This window comes from Kocuria massiliensis (assembly GCF_900169715.1).
GTDB classification, from domain to species: domain Bacteria; phylum Actinomycetota; class Actinomycetes; order Actinomycetales; family Micrococcaceae; genus Rothia; species Rothia massiliensis.
On sequence record NZ_LT835161.1, the window covers coordinates 1,086,695 to 1,104,884 of the forward strand.

Genomic DNA, 18,190 nt, shown 5'->3' on the forward strand with positions numbered 1-18,190 from the left:
GGTCAGTCACTGAAGACGTCCTGCGCCGCCAGATACAACGTCTCGGTGCGTCCACGGGCGCCAACTGCCGGCGTCTCTTGCAAAACCTCGCTGGATGCTTCTTCCTGGTGGCGATGAGCGAGAAGTCGCTGAAAGGCGTCTTGCTTGTCTCCACCGGCGACGAGAAACCAGATTCTCTCGGAACGGTTGATCATGGGCAAAGTCATGGTTGTTCTCTCCGGCGGCGGCTTGGGAGATTCACGAATCGCCAGGACACCATCAATCTCTGACAAGATCTCGCTACGCTCGGGAAACAGCGACGCGATGTGGCCGTCTGGGCCCATCCCCAATAAGGACAGCGCAAAGTTGGGCGAGACGGCGCCCGCGTCCGCGTGAGCGGCCAGTTCCTCTGCATAGGCTTGAGCCGCCGCGTCTTCGGAGGGGAAAGCTGTTGCTGAACCCATGATGTGAGCGTTGGCCTTCGGCATCGGACCCTCAGCGAAGAAGGCGTCAAAAGCCTGCTGCGCGTTGCGTTCGTTGTGCCCTTCGGGAAGAAAACGCTCGTCCGACCACCACACGTGGACCTTCTCCCAGGCTACGGTGCTCACCAAAGGGCTCGCCGCGACCTTGGACCAGATGCCGGCGCCCAACGAGCCGCCAGTAATACTGATGTGGACTACATCGCGTGTCGCGGTCTCGTCGGACAGGAGTAATAACAGCCTTGCGGCTGCGGATTGGGCGACGAGCTCTTTATTCGGGTATCTGAAGACCTGCGGCAGTTTAGGCATCATAGACCTCCGTGTACCGGTTCGGATCTCCGGCAGGAACCGGCGCCTGGCCTTGAACGAACTTCACGTCCGACGACGCCAGACCATTCTGCAAGACGTCACCGAATACCTCGTCTGGGTCGAGCCGGCGAAGTTCCTCGGCAAGACATTCGGAAAGGGTCCTCACCGGTAAAGCGATCTGCTGGTCTGCGCTTCCGGGACTGGAAAGGGTCGCAATGTTCTGGCCTGGGCGATAAATCGTCACTTGGCCGTCATCGCGGCACAAGCTGACCCGATACAGACCGCGCTGCTGCGGGCTTTCTTGAATCTCGACCGTGGCACCCAAGCGGTACCCAAGCCAAGTACCCAACAGGAGAACCGACGGGGATTTCTCTGACCCTTCGACGATGACCTTGGATACGTGATGAGTCTCGGGATCGTCCATGACTGCCGCCAATTGGATGCGCCACAACGTCAGCCGGGTCCATGCCAGATCGGTGTCGCCTGGGGAATACCGGAGGCGCAAAGCTTCCAACGCGTCCCAGGGAACCTCGGCACGAGCGGAATCGGTGATCCGCCGATGCGCAATCCGACCGATCGAGTGATCAGCGGGGCATTCCGGCAATGAATGCGGACACCAAGCAACGATCGGGGCGTCCGGCAAGAGGAGAGCCGCAATCAAGGATTCGGTTGGACGAGCGGACTCTCCCCAGCCGCGAAGAATCACGATCTCGCTGGCTCCGGCGTCGCCGCCCATGCTGACCTCGGCATCAAGCCGGTTATCGCCCGACACATCATGAGCGATGTGGACGATGATGCGGCACGGATGCTCGTGGCTGGCTGCGATCGCTGCGTCGATGGCATTCTTTGAGTGGCCCTTATCGGCCATGATGACGAGGGTCAGAACTCGGCCGAGAGTGCTGATGCCGGTGTCATCGCGCATGCGAGCGAGCTCTTTATCAATCGTGGAGCTCGTGGTGTCTTTGAGGGTGCGGATCATTAGGGCCTCCTCCAGGCTCGACCATCACGAGCCAACAGTTGATGGGCTGAATCGGGTCCCCACGAACCAGGGTCGTACTCTTCCGGACACATCCCACTGTCCTGCCAATACTTTTCGAACGGGTCCAGGATCTTCCACGAGAGTTCCACTTCTTCGTGTCGAGGGAATAGCGGGGGTTCTCCCAGAAGGACGTCCAAGATCAATCGCTCGTAGGCTTCAGGACTGGACTCGGTAAAGGAATGCCCATATCCGAAGTCCATACTGACGTCGCGCAGTTCCATTTGTGTTCCAGGAACCTTGGATGCAAAACGAATGGTCACGCCCTCATCCGGTTGGATTCGGATCACAATGGCGTTTTGGCCGAATTCCTCGAAGGAGTTTTCACGGAACAGCAAGTTGGGGGAGCGCTTGAAGACGACGGCGATCTCCGTGACCCGTCGTCCGAGTCGTTTCCCGGCCCGAAGGTAGAACGGAACTCCCGACCAACGACGATTGTTGATGTCGAGTTTGATGGCTGCGAACGTTTCCGTTCGAGAGTCATCGGGAATGCCTTCTTCATCCTTGAAGCCTTTAACTTCCTCGCCACCTTGGAACCCTTCGGCGTATTGGCCCAAAGCGGAATAGCTTTCGAGGTCTTCTGGCAAGGTGACGGCTGCGAGGACCTTGGCTTTTTCGTCTCGGAGGTACTCGGCGTCAAAGGTGATGGGCTCTTCCATCGCCGTGAGAGCCAGCAATTGGAGCAGGTGATTCTGAATAACATCCCGAGCGGCGCCGACACCCTCGTAGTACCCGGCTCGCGAGCCGATGCCGATGTCCTCGGCCATCGTGATCTGTACGTGGTCCACGTAATTCGCGTTCCACAAAGGCTCGAACATTTCATTGGCGAATCGGAGCGCCAGAATATTTTGGACCGTTTCCTTGCCCAAGTAATGATCGATACGAAAGACGGAATCGGCGGGGAACACACCCTCCACGATGTCGTTCAGCTCGCGAGCCGACTCGAGATCGTGCCCAAACGGCTTCTCAATGACGACCCGCCGCCAACCAGTGGTGTCATCGTGATCGGCAAGACCATTCTCCGCGAGTTGCGTGCAGACTGCCTCGAAAGCCTTCGGGGGAATCGATAGGTAGAACACATGGTTGCCCCGGGTTCCTCGCGACTCTTCGAGGTCCGCCAGGGTTTGCTTGAGCCGACGGAAAGCGTCAGCTTCATCGAAGGACCCCTGGACGAAGCGAATCCCCACGGTCAACTGGTTCCACACGTCTTCCCGGAACGGAGTTCGAGAATGGGCCTCCACGGCCTCGCGAACTTCCGCCCTGAAATCGTCATCCGACCAGTCGCGACGTCCGAACCCCACCAGCGCGAATTTTGGCGGCAATAGTCCGCGGTTCATGAGGTCGTAGATCGCAGGAAGGAGCTTCTTGCGGGCGAGATCGCCCGTGACGCCGAAGAGGACGAGGGCCGACGGCCCGGCAACACGGGTCAGGCGACGATCTTGTGGATCTCTCAGCGGATTGGTTTCTTGAGTAACCGACACACCAAATCCTTTAATTAAGAAATATCTTCTCGGTGAAAACTCACCAGATGGTCAAACCGCGCGTGACGGGCCGCTATTCCACGGCCGCCACGCGCGATGACTTCGTTTTACTTGCGGAGGGCGGAGGAAACAGTGTCCAAGAGTTCCTTCCAGGAGTCCTCGAACTTCTGAATCCCTTCTTCCTCGAGTTTGGCTACGACATCGTTGTACGAGATGCCGATCTTCTCGAGTGCGTTAATCTCCGCCTCGGACTGGTCGTACGTGCCCTTGACGGAATCGCCAGTGATCTCCGCGTGGTCAGCGGTGGCCTCGAGCGTCTTCTCTGGCATGGTGTTCACGGTGTTTTCCACGCACAAACCAGTGACGTACATGGTGTCCGGGTACGACGGATCCTTGGTGCCTGTGGAGGCCCACAACGGCCGTTGTGCAGCGGCACCGGCTTCAGCCAATCGGTTCCACCGCTCGGTGGCGAAGGCTTCTTCGTAGACTTGATACGCGAGGCGGGCATTGGCCAGCCCGGCCTCGCCCTTCAGCTGCTGGGCTTCGTCGGTTCCGATCTTGTCCAGCTGACCATCGACCTCCGAATCCACTCGCGAAACGAAGAAGGACGCGACGGAGTGAATCTTGCTCAGGTCATGTCCGTTTTCGAGGGCCTTTTCCATACCGGTCATGAACGCGTTGATCACGGCGCGGTACCTTTCGAGCGAGAAGATCAGCGTCACGTTGACGCTGATTCCCTGGCCGAGTGTCTCAGCGATGGGCTCGAGACCAGCCTCTGTTGCGGGAATCTTGATCATGACGTTGTCTCGGCCCACAGTCTCGTGGAGGCGGCGTGCCATCTCGATGGTTTCTTCGGCCTTGTGAGCAAGACGCGGGTCAACTTCGATCGAAACGCGTCCGTCAACGCCCTGTGTCGATTCGTAGATTGGTGCGAAGACATCGCAGGCATCGCGGACGTCGTCCGTGGTCACTGTGAACACGGACTCCTCGACGTCGGCACCGGCTTCAGAAAGTTCCTTCATTTGAGCGTCGTAGGCGTCACCCTTGGACAGAGCCTGAGCAAAAATGGTCGGGTTGGTCGTCACGCCGACGACGTTGCGGTCCCGAATCAGCTCGTCCAGGTTGCCGGACGTCAGACGCTCCCGGGAGAGGTCGTCGAGCCAAATGGAAACGCCGGCGTCGGAAAGCTTTTGGGTGTGGGTAGTCATCTGTAGTACTCCTCTTGGCGATGAAGTTATTCGAAAACTGAGTGGGCCGGGAGGCTCACATGATCGCCGCCCGGCCCGTCGGTCCTATGCCTTCGAGGCGTGGATCGACTCGAGGGCCGATTCCACAATGGCCTCCGGCGTGATACCGAATTCCTTGTACAAGGTTTTGTAGTCGGCTGATGCTCCGAAATGATCCAGGGAAACCGCGCGTCCTGCTGATCCCAAGATGTCGTTCCACGACATCGCGCTTCCGGCTTCCACGGATACTCGGGCCGCTACACCGGCCGGAATGACCGATTCACGGTAGGCGGCGTCTTGACGGTCGAACCATTCGCGGCACGGCATTGAGACCACGCGGGCGGCCACGTCCCGTTCGGCAAGGAGCTTGCGCGCCGTCAGCGCCAACTCCACCTCCGAGCCGGTAGCGATCAACACGACGTCCGGAGTGGAATCGGTGTCTGCGAGAACGTATCCGCCGCGTGCAGTGCCTTCTGCCGAACCGAATTTCTCCCCTTCGGCTTCGGGGTGGAGATCCACACGGGCCAGAGTCGGGAGCCCTTGCCGGGTCAAGGCGAGACCCGCTGGACGTTCCTTCTGCTCCAAAATGGTGCGCCAAGCGACTGCGGTTTCGTTGGCATCGCCCGGACGGACGACGTCGAGGTTCGGGATGGCGCGCAAGGACGAAAGCTGCTCGACCGGTTGGTGTGTAGGTCCATCTTCTCCAAGACCGATGGAATCGTGAGTCCACACGTAGATCGAGGGGACGCCCATCAGCGCCGAGAGCCGGATCGCGGGCCTCTGGTAGTCGCTAAAGATGAGGAACGTGCCGCTGAAAGCTCGCGTTGGCGAGGAAAGCACGATTCCGTTGACGATAGCTGCCGCAGCATGCTCGCGAATTCCGAAGTGAAGGACACGCCCGTAAGGATTGGCCGTGATCTTCTTGGTCGAGCGCGAGGAGGGGTTGAAAGAATCTGCGGATTCTATCGTGGTGTTGTTGGAACCAGCGAGATCAGCAGAACCGCCCCAGAGCTCAGGGAAGGTCTCGGCAATGGCATTAATGACTTTGCCGCTTGCCGCGCGGGTCGCCAATGATTCGCCTGCTTCGAACACGGGGAATGAAGACTTGTAGTCCTGGGGGAGGGCACCTTCAGAAAGACGACGGTACAGCTTCGCCGATTCAGGGTTCTCTTCCTGCCACTGCCTAAAGCTCTTTTCCCAGTCCTGGCGTTCCTTCTGTGCACGAGTCTTCACTTCACGTGCGTGAGCCAGAACGTCGTCGTTGACTTCGAAGGTCTTCTCCGGATCGAATCCGAGGACTTCCTTGACGGCCTTGACCTCGTCGCCGCCCAGCGCTGAACCATGAATGGCACCCGTATTCTGCTTGGTGGGTGCCGGCCATCCGATAATGGTCTTCAACGCGATCAGGGTCGGCTTATCAGTGACCTTTTGAGCTTCACGAATCTGTTCGTAAAGCTCTTCGACATTTTCTTCGTAATGGTCTCCGCCATGAGTCCAATCCACGGTGCGGACATCCCAACCGTAGGCTTCATAGCGTTTGGTGACATCTTCCGTGAAGGCGACGTCGGTGTCGTCTTCGATCGAAATTTGGTTCTGGTCGTAGAACACGATCAGGTTCCCGAGTTGCTGATGACCAGCCAATGACGACGCCTCAGAGGTCACGCCCTCTTGCAAGTCGCCATCGGATGCAATCGTGTAAATCATGTGGTCGAAGGGGCTCTTACCCTCGGGAGCCTCCGGATCGAAGAGGCCCCTCATGCGACGCTGGGCGTATGCAAAGCCCACGGAGGAAGCCAATCCTTGCCCTAAGGGACCGGTAGTGATCTCAACGCCCCGAGTGTGCTTGTACTCCGGGTGCCCCGGAGTCAATGAACCCCACGTGCGGAGCGACTTGAGATCGTCCAGTTCGAGACCGTAGCCGGAGAGATAGAGCTGGATGTACAACGTCAAAGAGGAGTGACCAGGGGAGAGGATGAACCGGTCACGGCCCGCCCAACGGTCATCCGAAGGATCATGCCGCATGACGCGCTGCTGGAGCAGGTAGGCAAGAGGAGCGAGACTCATCGCCGTACCGGGGTGGCCATTTCCGACCTTTTCGACCGCGTCCGCAGCCAAAACGCGTACGGTGTCCACCGCACGACGATCCTGGTCGGTCCATTCGAGCTTGTCATTGAGGTTAGGCACGAAATTGCCCCTTTCTCCGCTGATATGTGCGGGCCCCGACCGGGGTGACCGAGATCAGAATCCCGCAATTTCTCCCTCCAACAGTATGCCAATACGGTCCAGACGGGCAGGGGAGTGAGCCGACAGCGGACGCACCATTTCACGATGCGGCGATGAGACGGAAATATCACGTGTCAGCTGGGGAGTGCTGCCCAATTCGTTATATGATGGAGGTTGTTTTTCCCTCCCACCCCGGTCGATATCTGAAGATGGCAAGCGGGTCTATTCCGTAGGGTGAAAACGTCAATCACGAAGGGTCGATGAGTGAAGCGCCAAAGTATCAGCGAGACACCACCTTCCGCGCACACCGTCCACGACGGCGCGGGGAAGGGATCCACGATGCCAAGCCCCCACAGCGCGGCGTCGGGGTCCAAGGTGGGGTTGCGGCGAAAGCTCAAGGGATTTTTCCTTCTCACCAAGCCGCAAGTGATTGAGCTCCTTCTCGTCACCACTGCACCCACCATGATTTTTGCGGCCGGTGAAATCCCGAATCTTTGGCTGATCCTCAACACCATGCTCGGCGGCGCGATGGCCGCCGGTGGTGCCGGAGCATTTAATTGCTATATCGATCGCGAAGCCGACCGGCTCATGAAGCGCACGGAAAAGCGACCTTTGGTGACGGGTGAAGTTACTGACCGCGAGGGACTCGTCTTCGCTTGGATACTGTCCATCGTTGCTGTGGCCTATCTGACGATGTTCGTTAACCCGCTGTCGGGAGTTCTTGGCCTCGCTGCGATTCTGCTGTACGTGGTTTTTTACTCGCTCATTCTGAAGCGCCGAACTGCTCAGAACATTGTTTGGGGCGGCATCGCGGGGTGTATGCCCGTATTCATCGGGTGGGCCGCAGTTGAAAACAGGCTCAGCTTTTCAGCCGTGGTTCTCTTCGTCCTGATCTTCTTGTGGACTCCGCCTCATTACTGGCCTTTGTCGATGAAATACGCGGAGGATTACCAGCGTGCAGGCATTCCCATGCTGGGGGCAATCGCGTCCGCAAAGGCCGTCTCGGTTCAGGTTGTTCTGTACGCTTGGGCGACGGTCATCTGTTCCCTCATGCTCATACCCGTCGGTGGTGCCGGTTGGGTCTATGGTCTGACAGCGTTGATTGCAGGTGCCTGGTTCATCTGGAAATGCCACCATCTGCATCAATTGGCCTTGGCTGAGGAAGCCACGTCTCGAACCGCGATGGTGGTTTTCCACGCATCGATTACGTATCTGACCGTCGTATTTGTCGCTTTGGCTATCGATCCATTTGTCGGAGGGTCAGTCTTGTAGGCCAGGCTGCCTCACACCGAATATTTCGAGGAAAGAAAACCCCCACTCATCCCAGGGATGAGTGGGGGTTTTGGCGTGGTGACGATGGTTTTCGTCAGACGATTCCGTTGGCCTCCGCGATATCCACGCGGCTTTCCGCCAGCTGCCGCAAGGCCGGGGTGCCCAGGACCACCATGCGCTCGAAGAGGAACGTGACCGTCGCTACCAGTAGACCTGCGCCCACGAGGTGAAGCCAGACGAGAGAGCTAGGAGACCCGGTGAAATATTGGGTGTAGCCGATGGCTCCTTGAAATAGCATCACGACGAAGATTGCCACGATGTTTTTGGAAACGGCTGGTGCCCACAGCCTCTTCTTCGCGAGGATGAAGGTCACGACCAAGAGAATCATCAGAGCCCAGACCGGTACCGAGTGGAATCGGGTCACCGTCTCTGGGTTGAAGGCGTGACGGGCGGAAGAAGCGTCCCCGGAATGAGGGCCGGTTCCCGTGACCAACGTGCCCATGTACACGACCACGGTGGATAGAACGGCAATCACGAAACCGAGCGAGCGCTGCACATTATCCGGTCCGGGTGTATCCGACAGTCGTTCACTCTCAATGACCGATCGCAAGGAATAACGGCGGGCCCTCGCATAGAAAATTGAGGCCATGGCGATCATGATTCCGGAGAGCATGAAATGCACTCCCACCATCCAGGGATTCAATCTAACCAACACGGAGAATCCGCCGACGATGGCCTGCACGATGACGCCCACGCCCAATGCCAGCGAGATATAGAACAGATCGGTGTACCGGCCGCGAAGACGCCATACCGCGATGAACGTCGCGAGGGCCACAATTCCGACGGCGCCGGTCAGCGTACGGTTTCCGAATTCGATGAAACCGTGGATGCCCATTGCCGGGACGTTCGTCCACGTCTCATCGGTGCACCGTGGCCACGTAGGGCACCCCAAACCGGAACCGGTCAAACGAACGAGACCGCCGGTAATGACGAGCAAGAGGTTCACCAGAACCGAGGCCAGCCCCAGACGCCGAACCCACGCCGTGACATTGAAAGGGATCAGACGATCCGCCCATGAAGGCGAAGTTGCCGGAGCGGGCGTGGACATTCTCAGTACCTCAATAATCTGACGACGACGCTAAACTCCTCCTATTATCCGCTGATCAAGTCGTCAGAAGCGAACTGATCGGTCGTGGTCATGACCACTTGAACCATCGCTTGGCGGCGTAGCCTGCGACCACGATCCAACAGATTAGGACCACATGGGGCCACCAGGCGACCTGGTGGGAAACGAAATCGGCGCGGAGGGCGTCGCCCAAGGCGCCGGAGGGAAGCAACGCGACAACCCACCCGAGAAAGCCTGGTGCATGCTGCGAGGGGAGGAGGGAGCCGCCGACAGCCGCCAAAACGACCCACAGCGTATTCACCAAAGCCAACGTGGCTTCGGCTCGAACCGTACCCGCCACCAACATGCCAACTGCAGTAAATGCCGCGGCCCCCAAAATAAGGGTTGGAATGGAGAGCAATATCCCGGTCAAGGGTGGTTGCCAGCCGAGAATGACGCCGACGATCGCCATAACCACGTATTGCACAATAACGATCGTGAGTACGGCAACTCCCTTGCCGGCGATGAGGCCACCCCGACCCAAGGGAGTGGTGGACATAAATCGCAAGACGCCGTAACGGCGATCAAAGCCTGTGGCGATTCCTTGACCAGACAACGCGGTCGACATGGCACAGAGAGCGAGCACTCCCGGCAAGGCAAGATCTACACGGCCTACGCCCTTCGATGCAGCCGTCGAATCCAGGAATCCCGTGAAAGACAATGCAAGGAGTGCCATCAGCGGGAACAAGATCAGCAACATCAGTTGCTCACCGTTCTTCAACATGGCCAACGTTTCGAACCGACCTTGCTCGAGGACGCGTTTGCTCGACGAGGCAGGTCGTCGTTTGGCCACCGTGGGTTCCGTCATGAGGTCTCCGTGGCGTTCTTCATTCGTGGGGGTACTCACCGAACATCGCTCCCAGACACTTCGAGAAACAGGTCTTCGAGGCTCTTCGAGGTGAGCTCGAAGTTGAGGGGCAATTCGCCGGAACGTTCCCAAGACTTTGTCAGATAAACGAGGTGTTCAGGACGAATGGGCCCCGATAACTCATAGGTGCCGTGCTGGGTCTCGCGTAGTTCGAGACTTTGGGAAAGGGCCTCGGGGAAGAGGTTCGTGAGGCTCAATCCGGATTGAGAGACCGTGAACCTCGCCCTTTGACCGCTAAATTCGGGCGACAGCAACTCGTGGACTCGGCCTTCGACGACGTTCTGTCCGGCGTCGACTATGTAGACATAGTCGGCTAGACGTTGTGCATCGTCCATGAGGTGAGTCGTCAAGACGATGCAGGTTCCTTCATCCCGCAGCTCGCGGATCAGGTCGAAAACGACCTTGCGAGACTGGGGATCGAGCCCTGCCGACGGCTCGTCGAGAAAAAGAACCTCGGGTCCGCCAACGAGAGCAGCGGCCATAGCAACCCGCTGCTTCTGACCTCCCGAAAGACGCCGCACGGGAGTTCCGTCAAATCCGTTGATCCCTAATCTTTCGATCAGCGCTTCAAGGTCTGCCGGGGTCTCGTACATCGAAGCCACGTGCTTGAGAAGCGGAATGGGCCGGATGGCCTGCGGAAGACCGCCGTCCTGAAGCATAATGCCGACTCTGGCACGCAATTCGGGACCTGCACCCCAGGGATCCGTTCCGAGCAATCTCACGGAACCGGAAGTTGGGCGCATCAGTCCTTGAGCACAAGACAGCGTTGTGGACTTACCCGCGCCATTGGCACCCAAGACGGCCGTAATCTCTCCACGCCGAGCTTGGAGCGTGATGCCGTTGACGGCATTAACTCGCGTGGGCGCACCCTCGGCACGGGATTCCCTGCGTGGTCGCCGAGCGGCGGGAAAATCTTTGTACAAGTCTTGGACGACCACAGCTGCGTCGCGTGTCGTCGCCTCACCCGGGCGCTTCTCATCTCCTAAAACTGGCACCGTCCCAGTCTACGGCGAGCTTCCGCCCTCCTCAGCATTGAGACGGTGTGGTGTATGACAGGCGGCAAGGTGCGCCTTACTGGATAGGTCGGAATAAATTAGGACATACTTTAGTTATGTATTCGATGAAGCACGCTACCCAGACCAAGGGTGCCTCGCCGCAGGTAGGTGCCGAGACCGAAGAACGGACCCGGGACCGGGTCCTGCAAGGCGTGCTTGCTCATGGCCCGGTGTCCGCTGCGGATTTGGGTCGCGTTCTGGGTCTCACTCCCGCCGCCATTCGGCGGCACCTTGAGGCCCTCGAAAAGGAACAGTTCATCGAGGTCACGGTGGTGCGCAAGCGCGGCGGCGGTGCAGGCCGACCTGCCCGGAGGTACGTCATCGCACCCCAGGGGCATGCTGAACTGGGCAATGACTACCTGGGCATTGCGATTGAGTCGCTCCACACCATCAAAGAATCTCTCGGAGAAGAAGCACTTCGTGAGTTCGCCCAAAAACGCTTCGAGGAGATGGAGCGTCGCTACCGGCCGATCGTCGAAGCTGCGGGATCCGATATTAACGACCGAGCCAAGGCGCTCGGTGACGCCATGACTCGTGACGGATTCGTCGCCAGCACCTCCGTTTTGGCGATGGGCGAAGCCGCGCGAACTGTCGAACTACCCGAGCACCTCCTCTCGAGCATCCAGCTCTGCCAAGGTCACTGCCCAGTCCGTGACCTGGCCCAAGAATTTCCCGAGTTCTGTGATGAAGAGACTCGGATCATCGCCTCCCTCTTGGGAGTCGATGTCCGACGCCTTTCGACCATGGCCGGGGGAGCCCATGTATGTACAACACACATCCCCTTGGCTCGCGGGACACAGCAAGCCACGACCCCGTCACAGGGGAAAGCGACACACAGCAAGGAAGGGTCTCCATGACTGAACAAGCTGAGCGAACAGCCGACGGCAACGTCATTTCCGACGTTCTGGAACGAAACCCCGAGCTCGAAGGAATCGGCACCTACCAATACGGGTGGTACGACTCCGACGACGCCGGACAGTCCGCAAAGCGCGGATTGAACGAGGACGTCGTCCGAGACATCTCCGCCAAGAAGAATGAGCCTGAGTGGATGTTGAACCTCCGGCTCAAGGCCTTGAAGTTCTTCGATCGGAAGCCGATGCCGACGTGGGGAGCCGATCTGAACGAGATCGACTTCGACAACATCAAGTACTTCGTGCGTTCGACCGAGCGTCAGGCGGAGTCGTGGGAAGAACTGCCAGAGGATATCCGGAATACCTACGAGAAGTTGGGTATTCCCGAGGCCGAACGCAACCGCTTGGTGGCCGGTGTGGCCGCCCAGTATGAATCAGAGGTGGTTTACCACCAGATCCGTGAAGACCTCGAGCGCCAAGGCGTCATCTTCATGGATACTGATACGGCCCTCAAGGAACACCCCGAGTTCTTCGAAGAATACTTCGGCACCGTCATTCCGGTGGGAGACAACAAATTTGCTGCCCTCAACACGGCGGTTTGGTCCGGCGGATCCTTCGTCTATGTTCCCCCGGGAGTTCACGTAGAGATTCCGCTGCAGGCCTACTTCCGTATCAATACGGAAAATATGGGTCAGTTTGAGCGGACGCTGATTATCGCGGACGAGGATTCCTACGTTCACTACATCGAGGGTTGCACGGCTCCGATCTACAAGTCGGACTCGTTGCACTCGGCCGTCGTCGAAATCGTGTGCAAGAAGAACGCTCGCGTTCGCTACACCACGATCCAGAACTGGTCGAATAACGTGTACAACCTCGTGACCAAGCGCGCCATTGCTCACGAGGGAGCAACCATGGAGTGGATCGACGGAAACATCGGCTCCAAGGTCACCCAGAAGTACCCCGCCGTTTACATGGTGGGGGAGCACGCGAAGGGTGAGACTCTCTCCATCGCTTTCGCCGGCGAGGGCCAGCACCAGGACACCGGGTCGAAGATGGTTCACATCGCCCCGAACACCTCAAGCTCGATTGTTTCGAAATCGGTGGCGCGTTCTGGTGGTCGTGCTGCCTACCGCGGGTTGGTTCAGGTGCGTGAAGGCGCCAAGCATTCCAAGAACAACGTGGTGTGTGACGCCTTGCTGGTCGACACCATCTCGCGTTCGGATACATATCCGTACATCGACATTCGCGAAGACGAAGTGACGCTGGGCCACGAAGCCACGGTTTCGCGGGTCTCCGAGGAACAGTTGTTCTACCTGCAGCAGCGAGGACTCCCCGAGGACGAGGCCATGGCGATGATCGTCCGCGGCTTCGTCGAGCCCATCGCGCGCGAGCTCCCCATGGAATATGCACTCGAGCTCAATCGTCTTATCGAACTCCAGATGGAAGGATCCGTAGGCTAAAACATGACTGATCAGATCAAACAGGATCAGACCGAGACTTCCGAAAAGGTCGACGGCGTTCACACCGGTGAAGCACGGCCCGCGATTCCCGGTATGGATCAGGAAGGCGAAAAGCTTTCGCCCGAGCTGTCCATCGACGACACGCTTCGTGCTCGCAAGTCGGATAATGCAGGTCAAACTGACTCGCAGGTCATGCATTCACGTGCGGAACGGCCCTGGAGCTTCGACGTCGCCGACTTTGCGCTCCCGAATGGCCGTGAAGAGGAATGGCGTTTCACTCCCATCAAGAAGATCGCTTCCCTATTTGAGGATGCGGCCACGGACGTCGTCGACGGAAAGCCGGCATTCAGCGTCTCCTTCGACGGCCCTGAATCTTGGCTTGCCGGGACTTTGAACAAGGGCGAGGCCCCTCGAGACACCGTGTTGCGACCTGCGGATCGCGCAGCGGTGGTCGGATCTGCCAACGCTCCCGAGGCCATGCACGTTCTTGTCCCGGAAAACGAGGAACGTCAGGAACCCGTGACGGTTCGGGTAGAGGGGCACGACGCCTCGGCACGCTCGAATAACCACGTCGTGATCGAGGCAGGTGCCAACTCACACAGCACCGTAGTGCTTGAACACACCGGTTCGAGCCGCCATAACGGAAACGTGGAGATCATCGTTCGACAGGGCGCGAGCCTGACCGTCGTCTCCCTGCAAAGGTGGAACGACGACGCCTTGCATGTGGGCCAACATGATGCCGAGGTCGGTAAGGATGCGCACTACAAGCACATCAATGTGACGCTGGGTGGCAGCATCGTCCGTCTGAACTCAAATGTGCGGTTCTCCGCTGAAGGCGGCAACGCGCAACTGTTCGGCCTCTACTTCGCAGATTCGGGTCAGCATTTGGAACACCGTTCCTTCGTGGACCACAACGCTCCCCGGAATACCTCCAACGTGTTGTACAAGGGAACCCTTCAAGGCGAGGATGCCCACACGGTTTGGGTGGGCGACGTCCTCATCCAGAAGGCTGCAGAAGGCACCGACAGCTACGAGAAAAACCAGAACTTGGTGTTGACGGACGGTGCCCGCGCGGATTCCGTGCCCAACCTGGAGATCGAAACCGGCATCATCGAGGGCGCCGGCCACGCTTCCACGACCGGCCAGCTCGATGGGGAACACCTGTGGTACCTCATGGCCCGCGGCATCCCCGAAAAGCAGGCTCGTCGCCTTGTGGTCCGCGGCTTCTTGTACGAAATCATCCAGCAGATCCGTGTTCCGGAACTCGAGGACTCCCTGATGGACGCCCTCGAAGATGAACTGGCGATCAGCGACAACTAATGCCGGCAGGCATCCCCGAACTTCATACACTTCAGAGGAGTATTCATGTCCACTCTTGAGATCAAGGATCTGCACGTCTCGGTCATCCTCGATGACGAAAACACCAAGCCGATCCTCAAAGGCGTCAACCTGACCATTAAGTCCGGCGAAGTTCACGCCATTATGGGACCGAACGGTTCCGGTAAGTCGACCCTTGCGTCCACTATCGCCGGTCACCCGAAGTACACGATCGATTCCGGCGAAATCCTCCTGGACGGCGAAGACGTCTCCGAGATGTCCGTTGACGAGCGCGCCCGTGCGGGACTGTTCTTGGCCATGCAGTACCCCGTAGAGATTCCCGGTGTGACCATGTCCAACTTCCTCCGCTCAGCCAAGACCGCCGTCGACGGCGAAGCACCGGCTCTTCGAACCTGGACCAAGGACGTCAAGGCAGCCATGAACGAGCTGAAGATCGATCCGGACTTCGTCTCGCGTAACGTCAACGAAGGATTTTCCGGTGGCGAGAAGAAGCGCCACGAGATCCTCCAGCTCGAATTGCTCAAGCCTAAATTCGGCATTCTCGATGAGACCGACTCCGGGCTCGACATCGACGCCCTTCAGGTGGTTTCCGAAGGCGTCAATAGGGCACACGATGCCAACGACATGGGCGTCATGCTCATCACCCACTACACACGCATTTTGCGCTACATCAAGCCCGACTTCGTCCACGTGTTCGTTGACGGCCACGTTGCGGACCAGGGCGGACCCGAGTTGGCCGAGCGCCTCGAGAATGAGGGCTACGTCGGCTACCTTGAGGGGGCCGGAGCATGAGCGAAGCAACGACAGAGAAGCCTGACGGGCGCCCGTCGGACCAAGAGATCGAGGACGCCCTGGCTAACGTCATCGATCCCGAGCTCGGGGTCAACATCGTCGACCTGGGCTTGCTGTATGGCACTCGCTGGGACGACAACGGTGCGTTGATCATGGATATGACGCTGACTACCGCTGCCTGCCCTTTGCAGGACGTCATCGAAGAGCAGGTCACGCAGAACCTTGAGCCTGTGGTGGACGAATGGCATGTCAACTGGGTGTGGATGCCGCCGTGGGGTCCCGAGCGGATTACCGAAGAGGGGCGCGATCAGATGCGCGCTCTCGGATTCAATATCTAACGCTGCTACAGCACAGATGATGAGGCCGGGCCGCTCCCTTGTGGAGCGGCCCGGCCTTTTCTCTTCACCTGCGGCGGCTAGGACCCAATAGGTCCGTTGCCCTTTTTCCAGGCCACGACCGCAGCGGGTCGGGCCAGAGACTTACCGCCGTCGGGCCAGTGGGACGTTGTGGACTCAACCGTGGCCTCGTCGTCTTCACCAGGGTGCTGAACGTTAACCAGGACCCGGCGCTCCTCGACGATCGGACCGCACGTTTCCGCATCCTTCGGAACTGTCAGGAACTGTTTGGTCAGGCCACGGGTATCACCTTCGAGAGACACGGCAAACAGACCATCATTGGACTTCAACGCATTGCCGTCCGTGGAGATCCAAAGATTTCCGTGCGGATCGAACGCCACGTTATCCGGGCAGGAGATGGGGGAGACGCTGTTCTTGTCGAACCCTCCGAAATACGTTTCCGCCGCATGAGGATCACCGCAAACGAGCAGAAGGTTCCAGGTGAAGGACTCGCCGGTGTGCTCATCGTCCATTTCCAGAACCAGGCCGTTCTTATTCTCCTTGATTGGCGCGTATTCGGCCGTCGGTGCGTCATTCTTTCCCGGACGATTGGCCCCTCGGTAATCGTTATTGGTGAGCGCGGCATAGACCTTTCCGGTCTTCGGGTTCGGCTCCACGTCCTCGGGCCTGTCCATTTTGGTGGCCCCGGCCGTGTCAGCAGCGAACCGCGTGAAGATCAGAACTTCCTCGCCGGTCATGCCGTTAATGTGGGACGTTACGCTTCCGTCGGAATTGCTGGTGGCCAGCCGATGCCAGGTACCTTCACCGTCATAGGCGCCATCCTTCGGAAGCTTTCCTTCCGTGAAATCATCGGAATTTCCCTGGAATGACGCCACGTACAAGGTGCCTTCATCCAGGGCCTTCATGTTGGCCGCTATCGCTTCGGGGGTTGACCCTTCAGTGATGCGACGCGACGACACGAATTTGTAGATGTATTCGAACCGTGCGTCGTCCCCGGAATAGGCGACGATCTGGCCGTCGTCGGTCACGTGAATGGTGGCGCCTTCGTGCTTAAAGCGTCCCATGGCGGTGTGCTTGACGGGAGTCGACGAGGCATCCCACGGGTTAATCTCCACGACGTAATTGAAACGGTGAGCCTCGTTCGGCTCCTTGCGGAGGTCGAAACGATCGTCGTACTTCTCCCAGTGACGGACGGTCTCGGAGTCCTTCATTCCATAACGGTCATTGCGCTTTTTGGCGTCCTTTCCCGTGGCTTCCGCGCCCCCGGCAAAGTACTGATCGACGTTCTCCTCGCCGGAAAGCACCGTGCCCCACGGCGTCAATCCTCCGGCACAGTTTCCGAGAGTCCCGAGAACCCGCGTGCCCGACGGATCCGCCTTCGTCTTCAGGAGTTCCTTTCCGGCGGCCGGCCCAGTGAGTGTGAACTCAGTGGTGCCGGTGATCCGACGGTTGTACTTGCCCATGACCGGCTTGAGGCTACCGTCCTGGTCGTTTCCTTCAACTTCGAGGACCGTGAGGCCGTGTGAGGCCCATTCGATCTTGACGTCATTCTCCGAAGGATTGTCGGCGTCGTACCCCGGGAACATTTGCTGAGGGGTCGTGTATTCGTGGTTGCACACAAACAAGAATCTCTTGTCGCTACCCTCGATCGGCAGCAAGGCGGCGAAGTCCGGGTTGAACCCGAATTGTTGAGCCGCTGCCTCCGGGGTCTGCTGATTCAGGTCCCACTGGGGTGCCCCGGGAACCACAGGATCGCCCCAGCGAATCAGCACCTTATTGTCATATCCATGGGGGACGACGACGGCGTCTTGTGTATTCGGAGCCACGACGTCGAAACGCATGCCGTCGGGAATATCCCCGGACGAAGTTCCGTCAGAAGAACCTGACGGGGCGCCTACGGAATCCGCCGAAGCTTCAGAGGTAGCACAGCCGGCCGTGACGGCGGCGCCGCCCACGGTCATTGCCGCAGCCCCTGCCCCCTTGAGGAGCCGACGCCGGTCGAATACCCGTCGGGCGACATCGCGGAAATACTCGTTATCAGAAGTATTGGACACGGGCTTTGCGCAAGCGTCACCGCATTTGTAGACGCACGTACGATGCGATCGGCTCGAGGTGAAGTTGAGCAACGGAAGTAGTTTTCGCCCCTGTGGAGCCACGGTTCCTCCTGGAAGTGGTGTGGTTGATGCAAATTTGTGCCAAAAGGCCACACCCGTAACCTAGGGATGCGGTGTTACTCGCGACGAGACCTCGACTAAACACCACATCAACCCCAGGTAAACCCGAAATTATTCGGCATGCCA

At 58.7% G+C, this 18,190-nt stretch carries 15 protein-coding genes; 6 read left to right on the top strand and 9 right to left on the bottom strand.

Annotated elements, in window-relative coordinates:
• Positions 1-2: 2 nt before the first annotated feature.
• From pgl to tkt, 5 genes are all read right to left on the bottom strand, one after another.
• Positions 3-770 (bottom strand): 6-phosphogluconolactonase, encoded by a 768-nt coding sequence (pgl, locus tag B9Y51_RS09210; protein ID WP_085529475.1) that lies wholly within the window; start codon positions 768-770, stop codon positions 3-5.
• Positions 760-1,746, bottom strand: a complete 987-nt coding sequence (locus B9Y51_RS09215) for a glucose-6-phosphate dehydrogenase assembly protein OpcA (protein WP_085529476.1) — start codon at positions 1,744-1,746, stop codon at positions 760-762. The genes pgl and B9Y51_RS09215 overlap by 11 nt, the downstream gene beginning before the upstream one ends.
• Entirely contained in the window at positions 1,746-3,257 is a 1,512-nt protein-coding gene (gene zwf, locus B9Y51_RS09220; protein ID WP_048678627.1) for a glucose-6-phosphate dehydrogenase, read from the bottom strand. The genes B9Y51_RS09215 and zwf overlap by 1 nt, the downstream gene beginning before the upstream one ends.
• A 134-nt stretch (positions 3,258-3,391) precedes the next feature.
• On the bottom strand, positions 3,392-4,492 hold the full coding sequence (gene tal, locus B9Y51_RS09225) for a transaldolase (RefSeq protein WP_085529477.1): 1,101 nt from the start codon (positions 4,490-4,492) through the stop codon (positions 3,392-3,394).
• A gap of 84 nt (positions 4,493-4,576) precedes the next feature.
• Positions 4,577-6,694, bottom strand: a complete 2,118-nt coding sequence (gene tkt, locus B9Y51_RS09230; protein WP_085529478.1) for a transketolase — start codon at positions 6,692-6,694, stop codon at positions 4,577-4,579.
• A gap of 378 nt (positions 6,695-7,072) precedes the next feature.
• Between tkt and B9Y51_RS09235 the strand changes: the two genes are divergently transcribed.
• A complete protein-coding gene (locus B9Y51_RS09235; RefSeq protein WP_048678628.1) occupies positions 7,073-8,005 on the top strand; it encodes a heme o synthase in 933 nt (310 codons plus the stop codon).
• A 94-nt stretch (positions 8,006-8,099) separates the two neighbouring features.
• On the opposite strand, the gene B9Y51_RS09240 is transcribed toward B9Y51_RS09235, so the two are convergent.
• From B9Y51_RS09240 to B9Y51_RS09250, 3 genes are all read right to left on the bottom strand, one after another.
• Complete coding sequence (locus B9Y51_RS09240) at positions 8,100-9,113, bottom strand: COX15/CtaA family protein (protein WP_085529479.1); 1,014 nt, start codon at positions 9,111-9,113, stop codon at positions 8,100-8,102.
• Between the two features lie 88 nt (positions 9,114-9,201).
• Positions 9,202-9,978, bottom strand: a complete 777-nt coding sequence (locus tag B9Y51_RS09245; protein ID WP_085529740.1) for an ABC transporter permease — start codon at positions 9,976-9,978, stop codon at positions 9,202-9,204.
• A gap of 35 nt (positions 9,979-10,013) precedes the next feature.
• Positions 10,014-11,033 (bottom strand): ABC transporter ATP-binding protein, encoded by a 1,020-nt coding sequence (locus tag B9Y51_RS09250; RefSeq protein ID WP_085529480.1) that lies wholly within the window; start codon positions 11,031-11,033, stop codon positions 10,014-10,016.
• Between the two features lie 116 nt (positions 11,034-11,149).
• On the opposite strand from B9Y51_RS09250, the gene B9Y51_RS09255 reads away from it, so the two are divergent.
• From B9Y51_RS09255 to B9Y51_RS09275, 5 genes are read left to right on the top strand one after another with little or no spacing between them, the layout of a single operon-like run.
• Positions 11,150-11,950, top strand: a complete 801-nt coding sequence (locus B9Y51_RS09255; protein ID WP_085529481.1) for a helix-turn-helix transcriptional regulator — start codon at positions 11,150-11,152, stop codon at positions 11,948-11,950.
• Positions 11,947-13,404, top strand: a complete 1,458-nt coding sequence (gene sufB / locus B9Y51_RS09260) for a Fe-S cluster assembly protein SufB (protein ID WP_048678252.1) — start codon at positions 11,947-11,949, stop codon at positions 13,402-13,404. The genes B9Y51_RS09255 and sufB overlap by 4 nt, the downstream gene beginning before the upstream one ends.
• A 3-nt stretch (positions 13,405-13,407) precedes the next feature.
• On the top strand, positions 13,408-14,724 hold the full coding sequence (sufD, locus tag B9Y51_RS09265; RefSeq protein ID WP_085529482.1) for a Fe-S cluster assembly protein SufD: 1,317 nt from the start codon (positions 13,408-13,410) through the stop codon (positions 14,722-14,724).
• A gap of 45 nt (positions 14,725-14,769) precedes the next feature.
• Positions 14,770-15,534, top strand: a complete 765-nt coding sequence (gene sufC / locus B9Y51_RS09270; protein WP_048678257.1) for a Fe-S cluster assembly ATPase SufC — start codon at positions 14,770-14,772, stop codon at positions 15,532-15,534.
• Positions 15,531-15,872: a metal-sulfur cluster assembly factor gene (locus B9Y51_RS09275; protein WP_048678259.1), complete on the top strand. Its 342-nt coding sequence runs from the start codon at positions 15,531-15,533 to the stop codon at positions 15,870-15,872. Before sufC ends, B9Y51_RS09275 begins: the two co-directional genes overlap by 4 nt.
• 77 nt (positions 15,873-15,949) lie before the next feature.
• Here the strand turns inward: B9Y51_RS09275 and B9Y51_RS09280 are convergent, their stop codons facing one another.
• Positions 15,950-17,944, bottom strand: a complete 1,995-nt coding sequence (locus B9Y51_RS09280) for a PhoX family protein (RefSeq protein ID WP_245826125.1) — start codon at positions 17,942-17,944, stop codon at positions 15,950-15,952.
• Positions 17,945-18,190: the final 246 nt, after the last annotated feature.

What these genes read in the sequence shown, in the direction of transcription:
- B9Y51_RS09215 (WP_085529476.1), bottom strand. Translation starts at nt 1,746, where the DNA reads ATGATCCGCACCCTCAAAGACACCACGAGCTCCACGATTGATAAAGAG.
- sufB (WP_048678252.1), top strand. Translation starts at nt 11,947, where the DNA reads ATGACTGAACAAGCTGAGCGAACAGCCGACGGCAACGTCATTTCCGAC.
- B9Y51_RS09235 (WP_048678628.1), top strand. Translation starts at nt 7,073, where the DNA reads ATGCCAAGCCCCCACAGCGCGGCGTCGGGGTCCAAGGTGGGGTTGCGG.
- B9Y51_RS09275 (WP_048678259.1), top strand. Translation starts at nt 15,531, where the DNA reads ATGAGCGAAGCAACGACAGAGAAGCCTGACGGGCGCCCGTCGGACCAA.
- tal (WP_085529477.1), bottom strand. Translation starts at nt 4,492, where the DNA reads ATGACTACCCACACCCAAAAGCTTTCCGACGCCGGCGTTTCCATTTGG.
- sufD (WP_085529482.1), top strand. Translation starts at nt 13,408, where the DNA reads ATGACTGATCAGATCAAACAGGATCAGACCGAGACTTCCGAAAAGGTC.
- B9Y51_RS09245 (WP_085529740.1), bottom strand. Translation starts at nt 9,978, where the DNA reads ATGACGGAACCCACGGTGGCCAAACGACGACCTGCCTCGTCGAGCAAA.
- pgl (WP_085529475.1), bottom strand. Translation starts at nt 770, where the DNA reads ATGATGCCTAAACTGCCGCAGGTCTTCAGATACCCGAATAAAGAGCTC.
- B9Y51_RS09240 (WP_085529479.1), bottom strand. Translation starts at nt 9,113, where the DNA reads ATGTCCACGCCCGCTCCGGCAACTTCGCCTTCATGGGCGGATCGTCTG.
- B9Y51_RS09255 (WP_085529481.1), top strand. Translation starts at nt 11,150, where the DNA reads ATGTATTCGATGAAGCACGCTACCCAGACCAAGGGTGCCTCGCCGCAG.
- sufC (WP_048678257.1), top strand. Translation starts at nt 14,770, where the DNA reads ATGTCCACTCTTGAGATCAAGGATCTGCACGTCTCGGTCATCCTCGAT.